Genomic DNA, 22447 nt, shown 5'->3' with positions numbered 1-22447 from the left:
AAAATCACTCTAAACATCAGTCATCTTTGCTGCATACCTGCAGCACTTCTTCCGCCAGGCCTTCCGGACAGCCGAAATGGGTCCAGTCCACGGTCAACAGCTGAGTGTTGTACTTCTCGCAGATGTGCGGCAGGAAGGTGTTGTGACAGTCGGAGATCAGCTGAATGTAGCTGCGTGGCGTGCCCAGTTCGGCGTCGCGGCCACGCTCCAGCATGCGGTCATAGGCAACGGAAGGATCAGACTTCAGGTAGACCACGGCGCTCACCTGGGGGTAATCACGCAGCTTGTCCTGGATGTCGTAGTAGTAGTCCAGATCCTTACCATCGGGACGGCAAGCTTCGGCCAGGTTGGCCTGGCAGAACACCAGATCAGAGAACAGAGAGCGTTCGATGATGTAGTTGTAGCCTGGGTCCAGATCCTGACAGGTTTCCGCACGCTTGTTGGTGATGTAGCGCTGGAAGTTGATTCGCTGGCTGGGATCATTGGTAAAGGCTTTCAGCAGACGCTGGAACTCAGGATCGGTGTCCACTTCCTCAATGATCAGCTTCCAAGGCTTGTCATCTTGGTTGGTTAACTGATGGGCCAGCTTCGGCAGCAGGGTGGATTTGCCTACGCCGATGTTGCCTTCGATGGCGATCAGTTCGAATTCTTGAGTCATGGTCACTGTGGTCTGCTGTTGATATTGGGATGGGCATAATATCAGAACACAGAGTTTTTAAAACGGGAAAATGGCAATTTAAGCGCAACTTTCTTTAGTAAAACGGGTTTTGGCGGGGAAGGTTGCGGGCAGACTGAATAAAGTTTGGAGTTTGCTGCGTAATAAATCTGCTGTCTTTGTTTATAGTGCTGAATAATTTGACTATTTTTCAGTTTATCAGATTTGGTTGCACACACTATCGACTGCGAATTGCGCAAAAATCATTCGCTCAGGCGATTCTTTGAGCTGGGTTTGGTGTGGTTTTGTGGAGGTAGGAGCAAAAAGCCGGGGCAAGCCCCGGCATTTCGTTGTTTGATGCGCTATCTCATCAGTTCTAGGAAGTGACTGAAGGAGGCAATGGCGTGAAGGATCAGGTACCAGATCAGGTATTCACTGAACAGGATGTGCCAGCTACGCCAGGTCATCGCCAGGCCGCTGCCCTGGGTTGCCAGCCAGGCCAGGCCAGTCAGGCCGATGGCGAGCATCAACAACAGGCCAATGCCTTCAATAAAGGTCAACAGGCCGGGAGAACCCGCGGCGGGCAACTGTCGCTGTGTCAGTTTGCGAATGTCTTTGGCGATGGGGCCGAACTGACCCAGACACCAGCCAAAATAGAGACGCCATTGGCCATGACGGCAGCACTTAACCAGAAACAGCACACTCATCAGTGCGGTAACGACGCCAAGTGCGATGTGGTTGTAGTCCCACCATCCGGCTTTATCATGGATGCGGCTGGCCAGGTGCACCTGGCCGGAGGTCGAGAGCAGCCAGATCGCCAACAGTGCCAGCAGGACATGGAGTTTCTCCATCAACTGAGAGAGTAGACCCACGCTGTGTCCTCCTTGGAATCAGTAATTGGCGACGCGCTGGGAGAATCGGTCAACCTTGTCCCAGTCGGTGTACTCGATGCAGGCATCCAGGTTGGTTGGGCCCTTGGTGATCCGCATGATGAAGCGAATGATGTGGCGATCGAAGAAGTTGTACCTTTGATAATCCACCATGCCACCAAACACCTCCATAAAATCCGGGGTCCAGCTGATGCGCTTGAGAAACGCCTGCATATAGGGGTTGGTTTCAGCAGAGTCTTTACCTGGCTTTCGGGCCACCAGGGAGACAGAGAAGAAGCCGGAGGGCTTTTGCTCAAGTTGAGGTTGTTTCTCTTTGATAAACTTGAACACCCTGTGGGCATGTTTACCGTGCTTGATGCTGGCTCCGATGAGGATCTTGTCGAACCTGGCCAGATCCACGTCTCCTTCCGCCAGGTTATGCAGGGATACCACCTCACCACAGCCCTCAAGCTGGGTTTTGATCTTATTGCAGATCTTCAGTGTCTGCCCCTTATCGGTGGAATAGGCGATAAGTGTGTTGCTCATTTACTCTCCGGCGGGTTGGTGCTATCTCGACGCTTCCATCATAGCCAAAGGAGGCCCAGGGATAACTTGAAGAGGATCACCGATTGGGCCGGGGATTCGGTGAATTGCCTTTCAACTGCTTCTTTTGTGAACTGAATAGGTAAACTAACTGTTACTGAAAGTGGTCGTGAGTCTAGATTCCTCTAAGTGTCTGACGATTCAAGCCGAAGTGAAACTGTCACAAAACGGCTCCTGAAACGAGTCTTTGACTGAGCGTGGTTCATATTAAAATACACTTAGTTGTTGAAAAGGTGGTATACTTAGTTCTGAATGTTTCCCATCGGAGCTGTCACCCCTTTGCTAAAGGGTTCCGTCGCCATAGAAGCAGAATCAATGAGAATTAAATTAGAGCAATTGAATGAAGAAGAGATGGATTATCTCTTTAAACTTCGCAAGGCCAGAACGTTAGATACACTTGAATTAATGACTGAAAAGTTGGAAAGGGAAGCAACCACCAGTGCTCAGGAAGCCTCTATTTGTCGAGCATTCGATGTAAGAGAAGGGGAAATTGAGCAAGGCAAGTATGTCTAAAAGCCTGTGAAGATTTAGATTCACAAATCAGATATCCATTACTCGCAAAATAGAACTAATAGATAACTAATAATTCTATCTGGATACTTGATTCAAAGCCCGGAGCCATTTTGGCGCCGGGCTTTTTTATCTTAGGGGACAAGGCGATTGATGACGGGAATTTTGGAGAGCGCCATGGTCAGTAGCAGGGCGGCGACCAGTGTCAGCAGGGAGATGACCGGCAGCCCTACCCAGTTAGTGCCAAACCAGCCGTAGACACCATTGCTAAGGTTTCTTACCGGGATCAGCAGCAGTGGGTGAACCAGGTAGATTCCCAGGCTGTAACGGGCAACCAAGCTGATCATCTTACGTAGTGGACCCTGAATTCGTTCAGCATAACGTTGGGCCAATACAAACAGCATTGCGGCGATGACCACAGTATTAAGAGATTTATATCCCATAAAGAAGGCACTGTAGCCACGTTTCAGTTCGGCAAACCACCAGGTTCCAGTCAGATTGACAAGCAGAGCCAGGGAGCCAGCAAGTACCCACCATTTAACCTGCTGACTATTATCTCTGTTGAATAGATACCAGCCGAGGATCAGATATCCACTATAGAGAATCAAATTCTGTCTCAATGGGGTATCAACGTGCAGCCAGTGCATCAAGGTCAATAGCATCCAGGCCGCGATGATCAATTTAACCCGCTCTTTATCCATATTCGCCAGCAGTGGGGCTAATAAGGGGATGACAAAGTAGAGTGGTATAAAGTCATAAAAGAACCACAGGTGATACCAAGCGGGCTCCTGTGGAGATCCCACCAGAGTTTCTGTGATGAGTTCTTGTGAGAATCCTCCGTCAGTCCAACCGGAAGCTATTGAATATATTAAAGTCCAGGCGACGAAAGGCACGACAACCTTCAGTAATCGCCGTTTCATATAGTCCTTACAAACAAAGGGGCGATTGTCGGACAACAACAGGGCGCCGGTGATCATCATAAAGACCGGCACGGCCCAGCGGGATAGCGAATTGTAGCCCGACGCAGCCATCCACTCTTCCATGGGAGCCAGGCCCCAGAGGTGGCGCCAGGGCCCCAGAACATGGATCAGGACGACGGCGATGGCAGCCAGGCAGCGTAACAAGTCGAGATAGAAGATGGATGGTCTCGTCTGGGACATGCGGTCAGGCTCCTGAGGAAAAACCTATTCAGCATACCTTAGTGAGAGTAATGAAGACAGATTAGGGAGTTAAGCCGTTCAGCCTGGGTTTGGACTAAAGGTGCAAGTGGTGAGAGTTCGGTCAGCGGGCGGTGACTAGGCAACCAACCCGCTCAAATGATGAGGTAGGCTGGTTGCCGAATTCCAGGTCGGCGAGCCGAAGTGTGGCCGTTACTTGTTGCAGGCCACCAGGTGCAGCATCTCGGTGGCCAGGGTGGCGCCGGCAAGGGCGGTGATTTCGCTCTGGTCGTAGGCGGGGGCCACCTCAACCAGGTCCATGCCAACGATGTTGAGCCCGGCCAGTTCCCGGAACACCTTAAGCACCTTGTCTGTGCTGAGACCGCCGCATACCGGCGTGCCGGTACCCGGAGCAAAGGCAGGGTCCAGACAGTCGATATCGAAGGTCAGATAGACAGGGAGATCGCCCACCCGGCTGCGAATCGCCTCGGCCATCTCCTTGGCTGGCAGGTCGTTGGCTTCATCGGCATGGACCACCTGGAAGGGGTGGTCGTCGTAACCGTATTCTGTGCGGATGCCAATCTGAATGCTGTGAGCGGTATCCACCAGTCCCTCTTTGGGGGCATGATAGAACATGGTGCCGTGGTCATAGCGACTGCCCATGCTGTAGGTGTCCGTATGGGCATCGAAATGCACCAACGCCAGCTTGCCGTAGTGTTTGGCGTGGGCGCGAAGCAGAGGCAGGGTGACGAAGTGATCTCCGCCAAAAGTCAGCATCTGTTTTCCCGCCTGAAGCAGTTTGGTTGCGTGGGCTTCCAGGCCCTGAACCAGTTGCTCGGCATCGCCGCAGTCGAACACCAGATCGCCACAATCCACGACCTTGAGCTTCTCCTCCAGGGCAAAACGCCAGGGGAAACGGCGATCTTCCCAGGCCAGATTAACGGACGCGCGGCGCACGGCGTCGGGACCATTGCGGCTGCCAGGACGGCCGGTGGTCGCCAGATCGAAGGGCACACCGGTGATCACCCAGTCGGCATCGGATTCGGCAGGACGAAAGTCCAGGGGGCGGCGAAGAAAGCCAAAGGCATTGGAATAGAGCGAATAATCTTTCTTATCGGCAAGTGTTGCCATACAGACCTCAAGTGTCACCGCAGTGACGGACTGGTTAGGGGATTTCAGGGGCTATTGTCCACACAGTGGTGGTTGTTGTCATCTGATATTGGCGGCGCAGAGAAAGAATTTTCCCTGGAGAAACTCTGAGCAACCGGTCGCCCACCGGCTTGGTTAAGTTGAATATCCGGGTAGACTGAGGCCAGAACAGTTTTTGGAGAGATAAGATGGCCCATCAATGGTCACTGGAGTGGCAAGGCAGCACCATCAGGGTGAGCTCGACCTGGGCCGCAGGGAGTCGGCTGTACGTGGACAAAGAGCTGCAGGACAGAAACGGTGCTCTGTTCGGATTGCCCTCTACGCAGAGGCTGGTAGGCAAGGTGGGTGAGGCTCCCATTGAGGTGGAGGTGAACTACCAACTCTTCTGGCCGACCGTGGTCATTCACATCGATGGCGAAGAGGTACTCAGGCGCTCCTCCCGGGGTTACTGAGCAACCACCGCCTGCCATTGCCTGACCACCTCGGCATCGCCGAGGTAGGGAGTGGCGCTGAGCTTATCGGCGCTCAGGTATTGATGGCGCTCTTCCCCCTTTCCGCACAGCAGCAGCAGATCACCCGGCGCCATCCTATCCAGGGCCCTGTGTATCGCCTGGGCTCTGTCTTTAATTCGACAGGCTTGCTGTCTGGGGTCCATGGTATCAAGCAACTGGGTGAGGTCGACCCCCAGCGGATTGTCCGCAGTGAAGTAGCAGTGATCGGATAGGGCCAGTGCGGCTTCGCCTATCTCTTTGGCATCCGCCAGGCGGTCGCCGGTGACGCCTAGCAGGGTGTGAATCTGCCCAGAGCAGCTTCGCCTGGCCTGAGCAATCAGCGTTGCCAGGCTGGCTTTGTTGTGGGCGTAGTCCACCACCACCTGGCGATTCTCACTTAGAGTCAAGCTTTGAGAGCGCCCGGGAACCGGCGATAGGCAATTTAGCTTCTCCAGCAGGGGCGCCAGGGGGTGACCCAGTACCAGTGCCGCAGCCAGCATCGCCAGGGCGTTGTCGATGTTGAACTCAAAGGGGAGGGGCAGGGAGCAGCGATATCTGTTTCCCTGATGGTGCAGCCAGAACTCACTGCCGCGTAAGTCGCAGCGAATCACCTTGGCGTACAGGTCCGCATCTGGATTGGCGCGGCTGTGGGTCAGTGCCGGTCCACGGTGGCGACAGCGGTCCAGCACCATGGTGGCGCAGGGATCGTCCAGGTTCACCACCGCGCGGCCTTCCGGTTTCAACTTATCCAGAAGCCTCAGCTTGGACTGAATGTAGTTGTCGCGACTGCCGTGAAAATCCAGGTGATCCTCGGTGATGTTGGTGAAAATGGCGCAGTCAAAGGCCACATGGTCTACCCGATCCTGTGCCAGCGCATGGCTGGACACTTCCATCACATGGTGGGTTAAGCCCAGCCGCCTCAGGGTGCTAAAGCGATCCAGCAGGGTTAACGCATCCGGGGTGGTGTTGATGGTGGGGGTCAGCAGTTGTTGGTAGAGGCTGCCTAGGGTGCCTGTGTAGCAACTGGGGGTAATGCCATCGAGCAACTGGTAGAGACCAAAGGCCACGGTGGTCTTGCCATTGGTCCCGGTGACCCCGATCTGCGCCAGATGATCGCCAGGGTACTCCAGGTAGCGGTTGAGCAGCGCCAGGGTGTCGGCAAAGCCTGCGGTGACGATGCAGGGGACGCTCAATTGCAGCGGGGTGTTGGCGATGACCAGAATGGCTCCGGCGTCCACCGCAGTCTGGGCAAACTCATGGCTGTCGAGGCTCAGCCCCTGCCGGCACACGAAGGCGTCACCGGGCTCAATGGCTCGGCTGTCCAGCTTGAATGCCTTGGGTTGCAGTGCGTGGAGCTGTTGCAGGCGGGAATCTTGATTCATAAAGCAAGGCCTGGGAGACCCAGGCCAGAACGGGATCAGTTATCCAGGCCGGCAGAGGCTTGGGCCATCTGAATAAGCTCAATCATGTAGCCGTCAGGATCGCGGACAAAGGCGATGTGGGTGTTGCCGCCGAGCACCGGGCCGGGCTCACGGGTTACCTCTCCGCCGGCGGCCTTGATCTTGTCGCAGGCGGCGTAGATGTCATCGAAGCCCAGGGCCAGGTGGCCGAAAGCGTTGCCCATTTCATACTCTTCGACGCCCCAGTTGTAGGTCAGCTCAACCACAGCGTGACCGTCCTTCTCTTCGCCGAATCCAACGAAGGCCAGGGTGTACTTATACTCTTCATTGACCGATTGGCGCAGCAGGGTCATGCCCAGTACGTCGGTGTAGAATTTGATGGAGCGGTCCAGGTCTCCGACCCGGAGCATGGTGTGCAGCATCTGCGGCATGGTGCGTTCCTTAATGTTCGTTTGCAGCCAAGTTTAAAGATAAACCCCAAGGGATGCGACCACAGAAACGGAGAATTCGGGATCCGTCTCCCACCCCAGGAGTGATGCAAAGGCTGTGTTGACACTTATTTGCGCAAATACAACCAGTTGAACAAGCTTCGAGCAGTGGGGTGAGAGTTTTGCCATAGCCGATGTGCGCCATTGCCACCACGTGTTGCGGTTAGGTTAAAAATGGATTTCAACCCAGGCTTTCCTTGGTAAGCTGGCAGAAAAAATGTGGTTGGTACAAGCAACTGAGAGCCTCTGGCTTATCAGGCAGTTTTTCGGACAATTCTGATTGTATAATTTATTTACATTAAATCAGTGCCTTACCCGGAAACTTAAGCGTACAGATTCCGTGCAAACGTCCATATGATTTGCTTGATTACGATCCACAATACAGTATTATCGAAAGGCTGTTTCAAACAGCGAATATCGTTTGTCTGAAGGGGATGGAGTTTGATCCATATCTATCTAGTTGATGACCATGCCCTGGTCCGCACGGGAATTCGCCGCATCTTGGATGATGAGCGTGGCATCAAGGTTGTCGGTGAGGCCGAAGATGGTGAGGTAGCCGTTAATTGGTGCCGTAAAAACCATGCCGACGTCATTCTTATGGACATGAACATGCCCGGTATTGGTGGTCTGGAGGCGACCCGCAAGATTTTGCGGTTCAATCCCGATGCCAAAATCATTGTCCTGACCATCCACACCGAAGAGCCGTTCCCCACCAAGGTGATGCAGGCCGGAGCCGCCGGCTACCTGACCAAGAACGCCCCGCCGGTAGAGATGGTGCAGGCGATTCGCCAGGTGGCCTGTGGTCAGCGCTACCTGTCGCCGGAGATCGCCCAGCAGATGGCGCTGAACAAGTTTAAGACCGAGGACAACCCCTTCGACGACCTGTCGGAGCGGGAGCTGCAGATCATGATGATGATCACCTCGGGTCAGAAGGTCAGTGACATCTCTGAGAGTCTGAACCTGAGTCCCAAGACGGTGAACAGCTATCGTTACCGGCTGTTCCAGAAGCTCAACATCGGTGGTGATGTGGAGCTGACCCGCCTGGCCATTCGCTATGGTATGCTGGACGCAGAGAAACTCTGACAACCAGCTCAATGTCCGAAACACAATTTGATTCCAGGGCCTTCCTGAAGACGGTCACCTCACAGCCCGGTGTGTATCGCATGTACGACGCACCGGGTGGGACCGTCATCTACGTCGGTAAGGCCAAAAGCCTCAAGAAACGCCTCAGCTCCTACTTCCGCGCCCAACTGCCCGATGCCAAGACCCAGGCGTTGGTGGCACAGATCCGTCATATCGAAGTGACCGTGACCCATACGGAAACCGAAGCGCTGATCCTGGAGCATGACTACATCAAGTTGTACATGCCCAGGTACAACGTGCTGCTGCGGGACGATAAGTCCTACCCCTACATCTTTTTGTCGGAACACCGGCATCCCAAGCTGGGGTTTCACCGTGGCCCCCGACGTGCCAAGGGACGCTACTTCGGTCCATTTCCCAATGGCGGTGCCGTTCGCGACAGCCTGCACCTGATGCAGAAGCTGTTCCCCATTCGTCAGTGTGAAGACAGCTATTACAAGGCCAGATCGCGCCCCTGCCTGCAGTATCAGCTCAAGCGTTGCAGTGCCCCCTGCGTAAACAAGATCAGCGATGAGGATTACGCCGAGCAGGTGAAGATGGCTACCCTGTTCCTCCAGGGCAAGAATCTGCAGGTGATTGACCAACTGGTGGGCTGGATGGAGCAGGCCAGCGCCGAACTCAAGTTTGAGAAAGCGGCACTGTACCGGGATCAGATTCAGGCGATGCGCACCGTCCAGGAGCAGCAGGGGGTCCATGGCAGTCTGGGCGAAATGGACATTCTCGGGGTCTCCGTCGACAAGGGGATGGCCTGTTGTCACATGCTGTTCATTCGCGAGGGCAAGATTCTCGGCAGTCGCAGTTATTTCCCCAAACTGCCGGCGGACACCGGCACCGACGAGCTGACCGCCTCCTTCCTGATGCAGTTCTACTTGGGGGGAGGGGAGGAGCGTCAGATCCCCGCCGAGATCATCCTGCCCTTGGAACTGGAGGATAAGGAGGTGCTGCAGGAGGCGATCGTTCAGCGCTGTGGCCATAAAGTGGCCCTGAAACATTCGGTGCGCAGCGACCGGGCCCAGTTCCAGCGCCTGGCGGCCACCAATGCGGCTACCGCCCTGGCCAGCCGGGTGGCCCACAAATCCACCATTGCCGATCGCTACCGGTTGCTCAACGAAACCCTGGAGCTGTCCGACCCCATTGAGAGGATGGAGTGTTTCGACATCAGTCACACCATGGGTGAGCGTACCATCGCCAGCTGTGTGGTGTTTGATTCCGAGGGCCCCGCAAAGAAAGAGTATCGCCGTTATAAAATTGACGGCATCACTCCTGGGGACGATTATGCGGCCATGGCCCAGGCGGTGAAACGCCGGTTCGAGAAGGTGACCGCCCCGGCCAATCTGCCCACCATCCTCTTCATCGATGGCGGCCGCGGTCAGTTGACCCAGGCGGAAACCATTTTGGAGGAGACTCTGACCGCCCGGGGCATCGAGCCACCTCTGGTGATCGGCGTCGCCAAGGGGGAGGGCAGGAAGCCTGGCCTGGAGACCCTGTTCGTCGGTTTTACCCGTGAGGTGATCGATCTGCCCGCGGACTCGCCGGCGCTGCACCTGATTCAGCACATCCGGGACGAGGCACACCGTTTTGCCATCAGCGGCCATCGGGCGGCTCGAGGCAAGGCGCGTTCACAATCTACTCTGGAGCAAATACCGGGTATCGGGGCCAAAAGGCGTCAGTCTCTGCTCAAATATATGGGTGGAATGCAGGAACTTAAGCGCGCCAGTGTTGAGGAAATAGGCAAAGTGCCAGGAATCAGCACAGAACTGGCACAAAAGATTCATGATGCGTTGCGCGACTGATCGGTTTTCGGCATGATTGACGGCTGAAGTGGGCCGGCTAGGGCGTTTGTTTTGACCTTAAATATTCCAAATATACTCACACTGTTACGGCTCATCCTGATCCCGTTTTTTCTGGTTTTCTATTATATCCCCTGGCAGTACGCCTATATGACCGCTGCGGGCATCTTTGTGTTGGCCTCCTTTACCGACGCACTTGACGGATACCTGGCCAGAAAACTGAATCAGACCACCCCCTTTGGTGCCTTCCTCGATCCTGTGGTGGACAAGGTGATGGTAGCCAGCGCCCTGGTGGTTCTGGTGCAAAGCTATGAAGGTTCCATCTGGATGACCATCGCTGCCATCATCATGATTGGCCGTGAGATAGTTATCTCCGCCCTGAGAGAATGGATGGCGGAGCTGGGCAAGCGCTCCTCCGTTGCGGTGTCCTGGATTGGTAAATTCAAGACTGCCGCCCAGATGCTGGCCATTACCGGCCTGATCACCCATTACAATGAGTGGGTGATTAACCTGTCCATGGTGATGCTCTATGTGGCCACCGCACTGACCCTATGGTCTATGCTGGTGTATCTGAAAGCGGCCTGGAAGGACCTGGTTGCCCACGGATAAAGCAATTAGCCTGGGCATTGCATAAATACACAGCACTTAACCCCATAACCTACAAAAGGTTATTGACCGCCAAAGGGGTTTAAGTAGAATACACAGCGTTCCGAAAGACGGGACATCTGGCGCGTTGGCAGAGTGGCTATGCAGCGGATTGCAAATCCGTGGACCTCGGTTCGACTCCGGGACGCGCCTCCACTTTAGCCCTGGTGGTGAAATTGGTAGACACAAGGGATTTAAAATCCCTCGCTGGTAACAGCGTGCCGGTTCAAGTCCGGCCCGGGGCACCATCTTCTAACCCTTGTGGTTAGCACATAAAAGCTCAATCTCTTCAAGAGGTTGAGCTTTTTTGTTTCTGCCTCATACCGGGCCGGGCGAGTGCGGTTGAAATTCAGCGCCCTGGATAACAGATTGAAGCCTAACTTCTTCTAGAGGTTAGGCTTTTTTGTTATCGTCGCCGAATTCGTGCCCACTGAAGATGACTCATGAGCCCTGGAGCGTTAAAAGCGAAGCTGTTGCTTCCCCTTATTTACTTTCCGGTCATCTGTTCGATGCTGGGGGCGTTTATCGCGTCACTGCACCACTGGGCGCTGGATCCCATCAGTGAACTCTGCTTTGTCCTGCTGAAAGTGGAGATGGTGTTGCTGCTGCTGGGAGTGGCAGGCTGGGCTATAAACTTCTGCTTGCTTCTCAGGCTGTGGAAGGGCTGCATCAGCCTGTTTGACCATGCGGTCACCGGCATACTGCTGCCCCCTGTTTTCGGCACCTTGGCCATGGTGTTGGATGTGGTTACCCTGGTTTACGGCGCATGACCGAAGCCTGTTGGATGAAAACAGGCCCCGTTCATCTACTGTCAGGGCGATTGCTCAAAGACGTACGGCATCAAGCGCGCCTCTTGGATACAAGCAGGCGCCGCCACCACAGAGCTGCAAGTGTGAAGAACAGACCCAGGAGATCAAAGCTGCCTCCGCTGGTGGACTTTTCTTCTGGGACCGGAAGAAAAACCACATTATGGTCGTAGTTGTAGCTTTGGGCTTGGTTTGTACCTAGCTTTTCCCCGTAGCGCACCCCAACAGCCAGTTCGAGCCATTGGGTACCGGACAGGTCGATATTCAGGCTGACACTCCTGCTGGACACACCGGGAAGAAAATCTACACGTTGGGTAAAATCGTCATCGAAGTGGATACCAGGCTCTGCACTGTCGGAATCTACGTAGATCTCGACGGAAACTTGCGTATCCAGGGTAGCTTCCTGTCCCTGGCCATCTGCCAGCCAGACTCTAAAGTCTACTGTTCCCTGCATCTCTTCGTTAAGCGTTTCCTGTACTACCTCTAACTGAGCCTGCGCCAGTTCAGCCATGGTAGGCGTGATATGAAACCATTGTTTTTGCGGCAGGGTGTGGTCAAAGAGCACCTGGTGAAGGTAGTCAATTTGCTGCTCATTCACTTTGAGCGGGAAAGCGGTTCTTAACGCCTGGGTGGGACACATCACATTGTCTTTTTGAGTGCACGCCTCCTCTGCTAATGTATCCAGCCCCGCCAGTCGAAACGCTTCATGAGCCCAACTGTCGGGCGTACTGTCTGTCAGCGAAAGAATGGAGGCCGAGTAGCCTGACGAACCGGAGGTGTTGCCTTGAGTGTCTGGCTCGAGGACAACGTAGGTTACAAGGTCTGCTCCGAACCTCTGCATCGCCTGCCAGGCCTCTGTGTCGGCTCCTTCAGAGATCCCATTTTGTATGGCTGCGGCTGCTGCATTCATATCGGCAATTGGGGCGGTGTAAACCACATCAGCTAAATTGCCATAGTTGGATTGCAACACTGCTTTGGTTTGAAATTTCACTTTTGGGTAGGGGACACCTTCAACCTGATTGGCCCAAAACACCCATTCATTAATTCTATTGCGAATATACTCTTGGTTGAGCTCTTCAACAGCCTGTGGTTCCACGATGAATACGACATCGACATCAATGGGTGGCTCCATGGGACTGAGGTTGAGTACCGCCGATACTAAGAGCGAACTGACTTCCAACATGAACGACTTCCTTGTTATTGATTGAATCAAGCCATGGTATCTAAAGCCATTTTGGTCGTGCTTCTTGTTTGCCTGAAATGTGACAATGCTTTGATTTATAGGTGTTTTTGCGGTGCGCTTATAACAAGAAGTGTCGACTCACAGTGAATAGAATGAGGCCAGAGAGCGATTGATTCGCGAGGGAGTTATTGTGAACAGACTTTTATTGCCAGGGCTAAAGCGTGAGTAATATTTACGAGTGCTGTTCTGTCATCCGCACATCGATTTTCTTCAGTGGAAATGCCAACATTTTGGCAGCTTCTGGTTGCACATAGAGGTTCGGAAAACAAGAGGGTGAATCAGCAGTTATGTTGGTCATGTGTTGGCCATGGGGGAGGACCAGCCAACGGCTGGCCGTAATCCACTATTGAGGCATCAGCTACTGCCATTTCATCAAATCACTCATTGGTTTAAGTGAACAGCACATTTCGGTCGTTATCTACCTAGAGAGGCTTCGGCTAACTATCTGGAGGATAACGAGAATGCCCTTAGGGTTCTGGCGATGTATGCAGGCTGGCCTGACGATCTTTGTGGTCGTGGCCAGCTTGTCTGCACTTGTCGTCTATCTACAGGACCATCAGGTGCCCAAACAGTGGTGCGCCAGACAGGGGTGTCTCTCAAAGGAGTGGGCCGAGGTGGCGAACCGGGTGGTGGAGAACGATCTCTATAGCCAGGCCAGCGATCCTGCTCAGCTGCTCAATCTGTTTCTGATGGATTTGGGGTCCCTGCAACACCAGAAGGGGGCGGTGTATCAATTTCTTCTCCTTACCCTTAATCAGGAACCGCGATTTGCCGCCATCGCGTCGGCGATGCTGCTTAATGGCTACCGGACCGACTGGAAGTTTGCCCAGGAAAGTCAGTTAAAGGGGGCTGTGCTGGATTACTGGCACGAACACCCCGGGGACGGCTATTGGTGGGCCATGCTCACAGGATCGGCGCCCCGGACAAACTGGTCGCCGGCCCAGTTGGACACCTGGACGCGTCATCACGGAAAGGCAGAGTTCAAAAATGCGGACTAGCGCCAACAATGGGCCGCAGTTTCCGGTTCAACTCCCCTCACTTTGAAAGACTTACACCGGTTTCAGGTAGGAAAATAAGAAAAAGTGGCCAAAGAGTGGTCAGTCAAATTTCCGCTGCGCCAATTATGCTGGCCAGATCAGAACTCTCCGCGAAGATTGTGCCGTGGCAACCTGGCGATAACTTTTGAATTACCTTGGACGCTTTGGTTGGGCTGATGCTTTGATGATCGCGGCCGAACGACGCTGATCTTCAAGCCATATTTCATCATCAAAGAGTTTCGCTCTTTCCCCGTTCTCGGCCAGTGATAAAACAGGGGCGTTAACAAGGTGGTGACGGCGGTTGATTGCAGGATTTAATGAGTGCCCATTTGCAATAACCTGGAGGCAATAAAGGCAACATAAACAACAAGCTGACACCAGCTCTCCTAGGGGATTTTGCACCGTTTGGCAAGATGGTGCAGAGGCCACTCAGGAGGTAAAATTGGCCTCATGATTGAAACTATCCTCCAGCTTCATTTCCGCGGTTGTGGCTAGGCACAACTGCTGACCGCGTCTTAGGGATCTCCTTCCCTTTACCCCGAATTGGTGACACCCCTGGCACCGGGTCATGCTGACCTCAAGGTGGTGATCCCAGTTGGTTGTTCAAAATGACTTAAAAAGATAAACCCATGAACTCAGTGATTGTAATCAACGAACTGGAATCTCTGATGATCGCCATTGTGGTGTTGTTCCTCGGCTATTTCATTAATGGCCGGGTGGCACTGCTAAGGCGATACAATATTCCGGAGCCCATAGTCGGAGGGCTGATTGTGGCCTCTGCCATCGCCTTGGCTCACCGCTTTGGCGTGGATTTTCAGTTCAGCCTGGCCATCAAGAGCACTCTGATGAAGATGTTCTTCGCCACCGTTGGCCTGGCGGCCAGCTTCAAGTTGCTGGCTCAGGGCGGCTCTCGGGTGTTCCTGTTTCTGGGCTTGGCGACGGTGTTCATCCTGATTCAGAACGGCGTAGGTGTAGGCCTGAGTTCGATGCTTGGGCTGGACCCTCTGCTTGGACTGGTGGTGGGTTCCATTACCCTGTCCGGCGGTCATGGAACCGGTGCGGCTTGGGCCCAGACCTTTGCCAGTGAGTTTGGCCTGCAGACGCTGGAGCTGTCCATGGCGTCCGCCACCTTTGGTCTGGTGATGGGCGGCATCATCGGCGGGCCGGTGGCGCAGAGGCTCATACGCAAACATGCGCTTAAATCCTCCTTCGGCGACGGTGAGAACCACCATCTGGAACACCCGGATCTGGTGACCTACAGCGACCATGAGCAGGACAGGATCACCTCCAAGAACAGCATCGAGGTGCTGTTCATTCTGTTGTTGTGTGTGGCCAGTGCGGCCCACATCAAAGCCTATGTGGATGGCTTTGGCATCGATTGGCTGCGCATACCGGACTTTGTCTATGCGCTGTTCGTTGGGGTGGTGATCACCAACCTGTGTGAAGCCACCGGCGTCTATAAGATCAACAATGAAACCGTCGATGCCCTGGGTACCATCTCCCTGTCGCTGTTTCTGGCGATGGCGCTGATGAGCCTCAAGCTGTGGGAGTTGCTGGACCTGGCATTGCCCATGTTGGTGATTCTCTGTGCCCAGACGGCGATATTGGCGCTGTTTGCCTATTTCGTCACCTTCAGGGTGATGGGCGGCAACTACGATGCGGCCATCATCTCCGGTGGCCATTGCGGCTTTGGCATGGGCGCTACCCCGACGGCGGTAATGAACATGGGGTCCCTGGTGTCCCACCATGGTCCCTCGCCCCAGGCCTTTATGGTGGTGCCTGTGGTGGGTGCCTTCTTTATCGACCTGACCAACCTCATTGTGCTTCAGACTTACGTCAGCCTGATTCGATGAGGCATTAACCCGGAAAAGCCAGCATGATGCTGGCTTTTTTGTTGGGACTGCTTACTCCGCCGGGTGGCAGGTTTACCCGGCGTTTAGATTTCGAAGTGATGATTTCAGTGGGCGGATAATCTATCCACGTGCTTAAGTACACAGAATCAGGCGCCACAGGTAAAGCATGAGATTCATTTCAAATTGATCCCCGGGTTCACTTAATACTCAAAGGTGAAGTTGAAACCAGGTTTTAATCGGTGACATGCTGGCGCGTGCGTGATGAACAATGATTTATGTGGATGATGGTTGAATTCATTGAACAAGGAGAGTTCAGACAATGCGAAAGAGGATGAAACCAATATCGATGCGCGCCGAAAAATGATGAACATGCCGCCGCTTGAGCAGTACATAAGATTGCTCGAGCAGGCCAACGGTATTCGAGACGCGACCAGTGAGAATCAGAACTGAGCATTGATTCTTGGGTGTCTGTTTCAATGGCCTGTTATTCAACGGCTTGCCACTGGCTGGCCAGCTTGCTAGCATCGCCAGCCCTCTTTCATTCGGTGTATCCCGAGTGGCCCCTCAAGTAAATTAATAAGGCCTAGCGTGACGAGCAGTGTAATTACCATACGTGATGGTGTGTTGGCCGATGCCAAGGTGGTTCAAGCCATAGCGGGTCCCATTATGGAGAGCTTTGGCCTGGTGCCGGATTTTGATCATCTGGATTATGAGCTGGGTCATTTCGGCCAGGAGTATCAGGGGGCGATGGAACAGCTGGTGGCCTGCGTGGAGGGCCAGGTTATCGGTTCGGCAATACTCAAGGAGTATCAGCCGGGTATAGCCAAGCTCACCGGTTTCTATGTGTGTGGTCGCCATCGCGGATTGGGCGTGGGGCGGCAACTGATTGCTGAAGTGATTCGTCGTGCTGGCGGCCGAGGGTGTGGTGCCATCTACCTGGAAACTTGGGATAAGATGGAGGCTGCAACGGCGCTGTACCTAAGCCTGGGGTGGAAAAAGGTAAGGGATCTGCCACTAGAGAGCGGCGCAGAGCGGGGTTACCTGCTTGAGCTCGACCCAGTGTAGCCTTGGCACGACTTCGTAAAAAAGGCCACCCTATAGGAGTGGCCTTGCTCTCATACGCGATTACTTGTTCATCAGGGCGCTCTTGCCAAGAGTGACTGCACTCAAAGCATAATAAAAACAGTAATCTACGATGACTTTGGCCGGATTTGGTGGCGGCGGAGAATCAATTTGAACAGGGCGGATAAGTTGTTCACCTGGAAAGTGACTACCTCAGGGCCGATGCAAAAGGGGGGATGTCTGAGGTACCTGTTGTGTTGGCCATATTCAGGTTGGCCTGGCAGCCGTTGTGTCGTTCATTGGTGCGACAGTCACACCTGGGAGAGGTTGCCGCCTGCGTAAGCTGGAACAGAGGTTAAGGTGCTTTACGTGCTACACTGAAGGGGTATAGACCGATGATTAATTTAAAAATTCGAGGTTAAGTGTCAAAAATAGTAGTTAAACAAGAGGAATCACAATCCCTCAAAGTTGTTCATCAGATGAACAACGGTAAGCACCGCCGAATAGACCTGTACTTTATGTTGCCCAAGGATATGGGCGTAAATCCTCAAAACCTGGATGCCGGGGAGTATTGTCACAGTGCGGTGATTGGTCGCCGCTCCTATTATTCGACTGGATTGCATCTGCCTTTGGTGCAGGGGCGTTTTGCCAGCTTGAAAAAGCGCACAGTCGAAGAGTTCCGCCTGTATCTGAATCTATTTGCTTACCAGTTCTCCATTGCGATTGAAACCGACAGTAAAGAGTTGGCTCAGATTAAAGAGGTCGAACAGTTTTATCCCGCCCTGGCGGAATTGAGTGACATCGTCAGCCAGCTGCTGAAGAAGTTCCGCCGAAACGAGCCAAGTGAGCCTAAATGGAAGCACTACTTTGAGAATGCAGATAATTACCTCTCTTGGTTTTGTGAGCAGCGGCTGCTGAAACTGGTGTCTCACGCGCCGCGAAGCAGCGAATACAGTGGGGTGATCGAACAGGTGGTTGCCCTTTGTCGTGCCGAGAGTGCTTACCGAGATGCGAAGTTGTACAACTCGGAGCAAACCAAGACCGACCCTAACCGCATCTCCAATAAGATGCTTCTGCTCAGACGCTTGATTCAACAGGGCGTGGTACTCAAAGAGGAGTTGAAGGTTCTGGGCGTGGGGCTGAAAAAGCTCACCACCGGCGTGGCGACCGGTCTGATTATGCTGATTGTGTCTGCATTGATCATCAAGGCCCAGGGTGTCCTGAGCGGGTTGTCCCTGGCTTTAATTTTGACCCTGGCGGTGATCTACGCGTTCCGCGAAATCTTCAAAGATGATCTTCGCAGAGCCCTTTGGCGCAGAATTCAGAAGGGCAGGCCCAAATGGAGCCGAGTCCTGCGAGATACCACCAGCCAGGCGGTGATAGGGCGGCAGTTGATATGGGCAGACTTTATCAACAATAAGGATCTGCCAGATGTGGTGAATGACATATTACGCCGCCGTCACAGTCAGAACAGAGTGGATGCGGAGATCCTGCACTATGCGATCAGCTCAAGGATTTCACAGAAGGAGTTTCTGGCCGGTTATTCGACGATTCAGGAGCAGATAAACTTCAGTCTGGTTCCCTTCGCGCGCTACCTGGAGCGGGGCAAAGCCAAAATCTACAAAGAGTCTGACGGCAAGGTAAGTAGCGAATCGGTGGAGCGCCGCTATCAGATCAATTTGATTGTGATGGTGCGTGATAACAAAGAACCGCCCTGTTTTGCTCGTTACAAGATCACCATGAACCGGTCGCAGATCGTGGATATATCGGAAAGCGGACTGCCTGAGGGGATTGCGCCCATTCCACTGGAATCGGAACCACAGTCGCAGCAGCCAGTAGAGACCAAAGCTGAGTCCCAATGATCACATCGGGCCTAATCAAAGAGCGATAGGAAGAGAGGCGAAATCGCATTGGCGAATTCCAGCAGCCTCTCTCCGGTTGCCATCCGGGCCCCGGCAATGAGACTCTGTTGCCTGGTTTCATGACTGGGATTAAAGGATGTTGAAAGGATTTCGAGTTTGGCTGCTGCTGGTACTCATTGCGGTGCCCTTTGGTTATAGCGGCAGTGCCGTTGCCCATGAGGCGGCCGCCAAGGACACTCCGTTGACGGTGTTTCTGGTGCGTCACAGCGAAAAGGAGTCAGGCAAGGACCCGGCGTTAACTCCAGAGGGGCAGGGCAGGGCCCAGTCCCTGTCCAGGTTGCTCAGCAGTGTGCAACTGGATGCGATTTACTCCACCGATTACCGCCGTACCCGAGACACCGCAGAGCCGACCGCTGATACACAGGGATTGTCAGTGTCGCTCTACTCCCCCAGGAAGCTCAAGGAGTTTGCCAAACAGCTGAAGCAGCGCGGCGGCCAGGTGCTGGTGGTGGGACACAGCAATACCACACCACAACTGGTGTCCCTGCTCGGTGGCGAAGCGGGTCAGCCTATCGATGAAAAGCGGGAGTTTGACCGCTTATACCTGCTTCAAACAGGCGGAGCCGGCCAGGTGTCGACCCTGATGTTGCGTGTTGGCAAGCAAGGCGAAAGCTCACTCTAACAGGATTAGTCTAAGCCTTCGTCGAGGCGATGTTATCCATTGACCGGTTTAATCTAGACTAGGCTGGATCCTGGCCAGTTGGACCGGGTCTGAACCTGATTGGCGTAAAGTCGATAAGCCCGTAGGCGCAAGCCTTGGCAATAAGATGACTGCGGTTTTCTGCCTCCATGATCACCTTAAGCTGCTCCAGGTGATAGTCCACCCCTCGCTTGCTGATAAACAGGCTGGTGGCGACTTCTTCGAGGGGGAGCCCTTCGGCCAGTAATTGCAGCGTTTTTTGGGCGGCGCCGCTGATGATGCCAAGATTCATCCAGGGGTTCAGTTCCAGTGGATAGGCTTCCATAAAGGCCAAGTGGTATCGTTCCAAAATGGTCTGAATTCTCCCTTCCTGGCTATTCAGCTCGTTCTCAAAGGCATCGGTTTGCATAGATGAGTGAAGAGAATAGGAGCCAGCAACCTGCTGGACGTTTTTGCGAGTGTCGTAGAATGCGGTGGAGTTTATCTTCAGCTCTGAGGTGGCAGATTCTATTCGACGATTGCGGCCTTGTTTCACCACGACCACCTCGTTTTGGTAGGGACGCTTCATCCAGTCATCGCTGTCGCCATAAGAGTGAAAATAGCGAGCGAGATATCTCAAGAATCCAGGATCTGGCGAGGCAATATAATGCATTCTTTCCATGGTCCGAGATGAGATGGATTCGAAGCTAAAGTCGTTACTGCGTTTACGGGAAGCGATTCCTGCAATCATCTCACCACTGAAGAAGCAGGTGTAATAAAAATGGCTGACTCCGAAAGGACGAAGCTCAAGTTGCAACTGCTCGGTCAAATCGGTTGGTAGCCTCTTTTCTCGAAAAGTTTTAGCCCATTCGGTACTCATGGTGCTCCTTAGAACAGGGCGGCAAAGCCGCCCTCTTAATCGGTGATTACAGTCCACCCACTACATGGGGGTTATCATTGGTGTGGCAGCTGACGCATGCATAGGGATCAGGCATGACTTTACTGAGGCCACTGCCGGTTTGCTCAAACGGGTGTACCGTTTTGTTGGCAACGACGGCATCACCATGGCCTGTCATGCTCTGATGGCAGCGGTAGCATCCCGCCACTTTATTATGGCCTTTGGGTGCCCCATTGCTGCCGTGACACTCAGCACATTTCGCTGGTTCAATCTCACCCTTGTGAGCGGCGTTGCCGGAATCGAAATTCATATCCGCTGCACTGTGGCACATGCCGCAGTCTGCCACGCCTCGGCCAAAGTGGGTCTCGGGTAGAGGGAACTTGGGGGTAAGCACATTACTGCGAGTCAGTCGGTAGGGATCGGCGGCATCCCCAGCAACGTTCTGCTGAACTTCGTAGTACTGTTCATACATATTGGTGTAGTAGAAGCTGATGGAGTCTGGACTGGTGAGAATGGCCATGTCACCAACCATATGGGGCGAGTTCCCACCGCCGATGTCCATCTCTGGATTTCCCAGAGCCATCAGATGATGCCAGCCATAGTTCCAGCCGTAGAAGCCGCTGGTGCCCAGGCCGTCAATGGTATCGATGGCATAGCTCTCGACTTTAGCGCCTGTATCCAGAGTGGGCCATATCACCAGGCTGGCAGAGTGGTTCTTATTGCCGTTGGCGTCTACATGGTCATTGAGTGACAGGGCCACATCCGCCATGGTGATCACTCCGTCATAGTAGTAATCCGGGCGAATGTTGTGGGCAGTGACCTCAAGATTGGTTAAGGTGACCGCTTCTTCACTGAATACGCAGGACATGCCGGTAATGCCGCATCCAATGAAGCCGTTTTCGGTTTCATAGCCCCAGTGAGACTTAGGCTGGCCGTTTTCGTCAATCTCGGCATCTTCAACGTTGGGAGAGAATATCGGGTTGAGCCACTTGGAGCCGGGTTTGCCGGGCATGGTGCCTGGATTACCCATGTCATCTACGTAACCGGTGATGTACTGCTTCACCATACCCAAGGCGGCCACGTCGACGGACTCCTTATGCAGACCGTGGATGTTGACCAGATCGACGATCACCTTGCCGCCGTTGGCATTCAGGCGGGCTATTTCCGCTCGTTGAACCTCTTTGAAAAAGTCCACTTTCTGTTGATCATAAGGGGCAATGCCTACCTGAATTCCGTCTTTGGCAATCACCTGGTCCGGGCGCTGATGTTCGGTAATCTCCAGTCCCCAGTTTCCCTGCTCCTGCTCAATCCCGCCAGAGTAGTCTTGGGCAAATTTCCAATTGGTCTCGCCGTTTATGCTGAATTCGAAGGTGCCTCGCTGCTCGTCCCACTGATATTTCACATTGAGATCGCAGCCCGGCTCGCGCCCCCATCGCTGACAAACTTCATCCTGGCGATTATTGACTGCATAAAGAAAGATATCGAAGGAGGAAAAATTGCCCGGCTTAAAGGTTTGGATAAAACCGTTGCGGACAGATTCGCCCCCATGGTTTTGGTCGAGCCAGTGAATTATATCGTCGCCTCGAATGACAATGGGCTTGGAGGCAGGAGGGACAACGTCCAAGGCGCCGTCGTTGTTTTCCCGTTCATTCCAGTAAAAGTACACGGTCTTGCCAGCCATAGTGTGGTTTGGCAGAGCACCAAAGACGTTGTCATAGGGGCGTAGATTGTGCTCCTGATCTGGCGGTACTGGTGGTAGTGGCTTCTTTGATGTGTTGTCGTCACTGCCACAACCACTTAGCGCAACCGCTGTGGCCAGAAGGGGCCACACGAACTTGGGTTTGAAAATCATCACTGCTCCTTGGTTTAGGTTGTTTTTATAAGGGCAGAGTCTAAAAACCACACTCTTTGCAAACCCTGTGCGAATACGTAGCTATTCGACCAAAGTGATGAAATGTGATGTGGGCGAGGTCATTACTGCGGCATAGAGGGGCTTAGGGCTTCAAATGGGAACCATTACTATTCTGGCTCAAATATCGAATTTAGATATCAATCTTGGGCCTTTTATAGTCATTGATGGCTGTAGTTGTCATTATCCAGCAGTGAAATT

The 22447-nt window shown here is 53.6% G+C and carries 23 protein-coding genes and 2 tRNA genes; 15 read left to right on the top strand and 10 right to left on the bottom strand.

Annotated features, from left to right (window positions below; genetic code table 11):
• Positions 1–16: 16 nt before the first annotated feature.
• From QUE41_RS11420 to hemG, 3 genes are all read right to left on the bottom strand, one after another.
• Positions 17–658, bottom strand: a complete 642-nt coding sequence (locus tag QUE41_RS11420) for a deoxynucleoside kinase (protein WP_286342937.1) — start codon at positions 656–658, stop codon at positions 17–19.
• A gap of 359 nt (positions 659–1017) precedes the next feature.
• Entirely contained in the window at positions 1018–1527 is a 510-nt protein-coding gene (locus QUE41_RS11415) for a cytochrome b/b6 domain-containing protein (protein WP_286339169.1), read from the bottom strand.
• A gap of 18 nt (positions 1528–1545) precedes the next feature.
• Complete coding sequence (hemG, locus tag QUE41_RS11410) at positions 1546–2070, bottom strand: menaquinone-dependent protoporphyrinogen IX dehydrogenase (RefSeq protein WP_286339168.1); 525 nt, start codon at positions 2068–2070, stop codon at positions 1546–1548.
• Between the two features lie 372 nt (positions 2071–2442).
• On the opposite strand from hemG, the gene QUE41_RS11405 reads away from it, so the two are divergent.
• Positions 2443–2640 carry a hypothetical protein gene (locus QUE41_RS11405; RefSeq protein ID WP_286339167.1) on the top strand — a complete coding sequence of 66 codons (198 nt, stop codon included), beginning with the start codon at positions 2443–2445 and terminating at the stop codon, positions 2638–2640.
• A 131-nt stretch (positions 2641–2771) separates the two neighbouring features.
• Here QUE41_RS11405 and QUE41_RS11400 read toward each other — a convergent pair whose 3' ends face one another.
• The gene (locus tag QUE41_RS11400) at positions 2772–3797 is read right to left on the bottom strand and encodes an acyltransferase (RefSeq protein ID WP_286339166.1); all 1026 of its coding nucleotides are present in this window, start codon (positions 3795–3797) and stop codon (positions 2772–2774) included.
• 210 nt (positions 3798–4007) lie between these two features.
• A complete protein-coding gene (gene speB, locus QUE41_RS11395) occupies positions 4008–4925 on the bottom strand; it encodes an agmatinase (RefSeq protein ID WP_286339165.1) in 918 nt (305 codons plus the stop codon).
• Positions 4926–5131: 206 nt separating this feature from the next.
• Here speB and QUE41_RS11390 point away from each other — a divergent pair, with 206 nt between their 5' ends.
• The gene (locus QUE41_RS11390) at positions 5132–5395 is read left to right on the top strand and encodes a hypothetical protein (protein ID WP_286339164.1); all 264 of its coding nucleotides are present in this window, start codon (positions 5132–5134) and stop codon (positions 5393–5395) included.
• On the opposite strand, the gene QUE41_RS11385 is transcribed toward QUE41_RS11390, so the two are convergent.
• Together QUE41_RS11385 and gloA are read right to left on the bottom strand one after the other, a co-directional pair.
• Positions 5389–6816: a Mur ligase family protein gene (locus QUE41_RS11385; protein WP_286339163.1), complete on the bottom strand. Its 1428-nt coding sequence runs from the start codon at positions 6814–6816 to the stop codon at positions 5389–5391. The two genes, QUE41_RS11390 and QUE41_RS11385, sit on opposite strands and share 7 nt — an antisense overlap.
• Positions 6817–6851: 35 nt before the next feature.
• Entirely contained in the window at positions 6852–7265 is a 414-nt protein-coding gene (gloA, locus tag QUE41_RS11380; protein WP_286339162.1) for a lactoylglutathione lyase, read from the bottom strand.
• A gap of 498 nt (positions 7266–7763) precedes the next feature.
• Here gloA and uvrY point away from each other — a divergent pair, with 498 nt between their 5' ends.
• The 6 genes from uvrY (at position 7764) to QUE41_RS11350 (ending at position 11667) form a co-directional block, all read left to right on the top strand.
• Positions 7764–8405 (top strand): UvrY/SirA/GacA family response regulator transcription factor, encoded by a 642-nt coding sequence (uvrY, locus tag QUE41_RS11375; protein ID WP_286339161.1) that lies wholly within the window; start codon positions 7764–7766, stop codon positions 8403–8405.
• An 11-nt stretch (positions 8406–8416) separates the two neighbouring features.
• Positions 8417–10255, top strand: coding sequence for an excinuclease ABC subunit UvrC (uvrC, locus tag QUE41_RS11370; protein ID WP_286339160.1), 1839 nt, complete (start codon positions 8417–8419; stop codon positions 10253–10255).
• A 51-nt stretch (positions 10256–10306) separates the two neighbouring features.
• Positions 10307–10861, top strand: a complete 555-nt coding sequence (gene pgsA, locus QUE41_RS11365) for a CDP-diacylglycerol--glycerol-3-phosphate 3-phosphatidyltransferase (RefSeq protein ID WP_084644089.1) — start codon at positions 10307–10309, stop codon at positions 10859–10861.
• Positions 10862–10979: 118 nt separating this feature from the next.
• Positions 10980–11053, top strand: a tRNA-Cys gene (locus QUE41_RS11360).
• Positions 11054–11058: 5 nt separating this feature from the next.
• A tRNA-Leu gene (locus tag QUE41_RS11355) sits at positions 11059–11145 on the top strand.
• 225 nt (positions 11146–11370) lie between these two features.
• On the top strand, positions 11371–11667 hold the full coding sequence (locus QUE41_RS11350) for a hypothetical protein (protein WP_286339159.1): 297 nt from the start codon (positions 11371–11373) through the stop codon (positions 11665–11667).
• 70 nt (positions 11668–11737) lie between these two features.
• On the opposite strand, the gene QUE41_RS11345 is transcribed toward QUE41_RS11350, so the two are convergent.
• On the bottom strand, positions 11738–12886 hold the full coding sequence (locus QUE41_RS11345) for a hypothetical protein (RefSeq protein ID WP_286339158.1): 1149 nt from the start codon (positions 12884–12886) through the stop codon (positions 11738–11740).
• Positions 12887–13506: 620 nt separating this feature from the next.
• Between QUE41_RS11345 and QUE41_RS11340 the strand changes: the two genes are divergently transcribed.
• From QUE41_RS11340 to QUE41_RS11315, 6 genes are all read left to right on the top strand, one after another.
• On the top strand, positions 13507–13944 hold the full coding sequence (locus tag QUE41_RS11340; RefSeq protein WP_286339157.1) for a hypothetical protein: 438 nt from the start codon (positions 13507–13509) through the stop codon (positions 13942–13944).
• 668 nt (positions 13945–14612) lie between these two features.
• Positions 14613–15836, top strand: coding sequence for a sodium/glutamate symporter (gene gltS, locus QUE41_RS11335; protein WP_286339156.1), 1224 nt, complete (start codon positions 14613–14615; stop codon positions 15834–15836).
• A 360-nt stretch (positions 15837–16196) separates the two neighbouring features.
• Positions 16197–16286 carry a hypothetical protein gene (locus tag QUE41_RS21575; protein WP_353506876.1) on the top strand — a complete coding sequence of 30 codons (90 nt, stop codon included), beginning with the start codon at positions 16197–16199 and terminating at the stop codon, positions 16284–16286.
• Between the two features lie 138 nt (positions 16287–16424).
• On the top strand, positions 16425–16901 hold the full coding sequence (locus QUE41_RS11325) for a GNAT family N-acetyltransferase (RefSeq protein ID WP_286339154.1): 477 nt from the start codon (positions 16425–16427) through the stop codon (positions 16899–16901).
• Between the two features lie 419 nt (positions 16902–17320).
• The gene (locus tag QUE41_RS11320) at positions 17321–18760 is read left to right on the top strand and encodes a hypothetical protein (protein WP_286339153.1); all 1440 of its coding nucleotides are present in this window, start codon (positions 17321–17323) and stop codon (positions 18758–18760) included.
• A 136-nt stretch (positions 18761–18896) separates the two neighbouring features.
• Complete coding sequence (locus QUE41_RS11315) at positions 18897–19442, top strand: SixA phosphatase family protein (RefSeq protein ID WP_286339152.1); 546 nt, start codon at positions 18897–18899, stop codon at positions 19440–19442.
• 58 nt (positions 19443–19500) lie between these two features.
• On the opposite strand, the gene QUE41_RS11310 is transcribed toward QUE41_RS11315, so the two are convergent.
• Together QUE41_RS11310 and QUE41_RS11305 are read right to left on the bottom strand one after the other, a co-directional pair.
• Positions 19501–20319 (bottom strand): LuxR C-terminal-related transcriptional regulator, encoded by an 819-nt coding sequence (locus tag QUE41_RS11310; RefSeq protein ID WP_286339151.1) that lies wholly within the window; start codon positions 20317–20319, stop codon positions 19501–19503.
• Between the two features lie 46 nt (positions 20320–20365).
• Positions 20366–21469, bottom strand: coding sequence for a cytochrome c3 family protein (locus QUE41_RS11305; RefSeq protein ID WP_286339150.1), 1104 nt, complete (start codon positions 21467–21469; stop codon positions 20366–20368).
• Here QUE41_RS11305 and QUE41_RS11300 point away from each other — a divergent pair.
• Positions 21434–22063, top strand: a complete 630-nt coding sequence (locus tag QUE41_RS11300) for a hypothetical protein (RefSeq protein WP_286339149.1) — start codon at positions 21434–21436, stop codon at positions 22061–22063. The genes QUE41_RS11305 and QUE41_RS11300 overlap by 36 nt on opposite strands.
• The last annotated feature ends 384 nt before the right edge of the window (positions 22064–22447 follow it).

It is taken from the genome of Ferrimonas sp. YFM, assembly GCF_030296015.1.
GTDB lineage: Bacteria > Pseudomonadota > Gammaproteobacteria > Enterobacterales > Shewanellaceae > Ferrimonas.
This window is presented reverse-complemented; position numbering and strand designations above follow the sequence as displayed.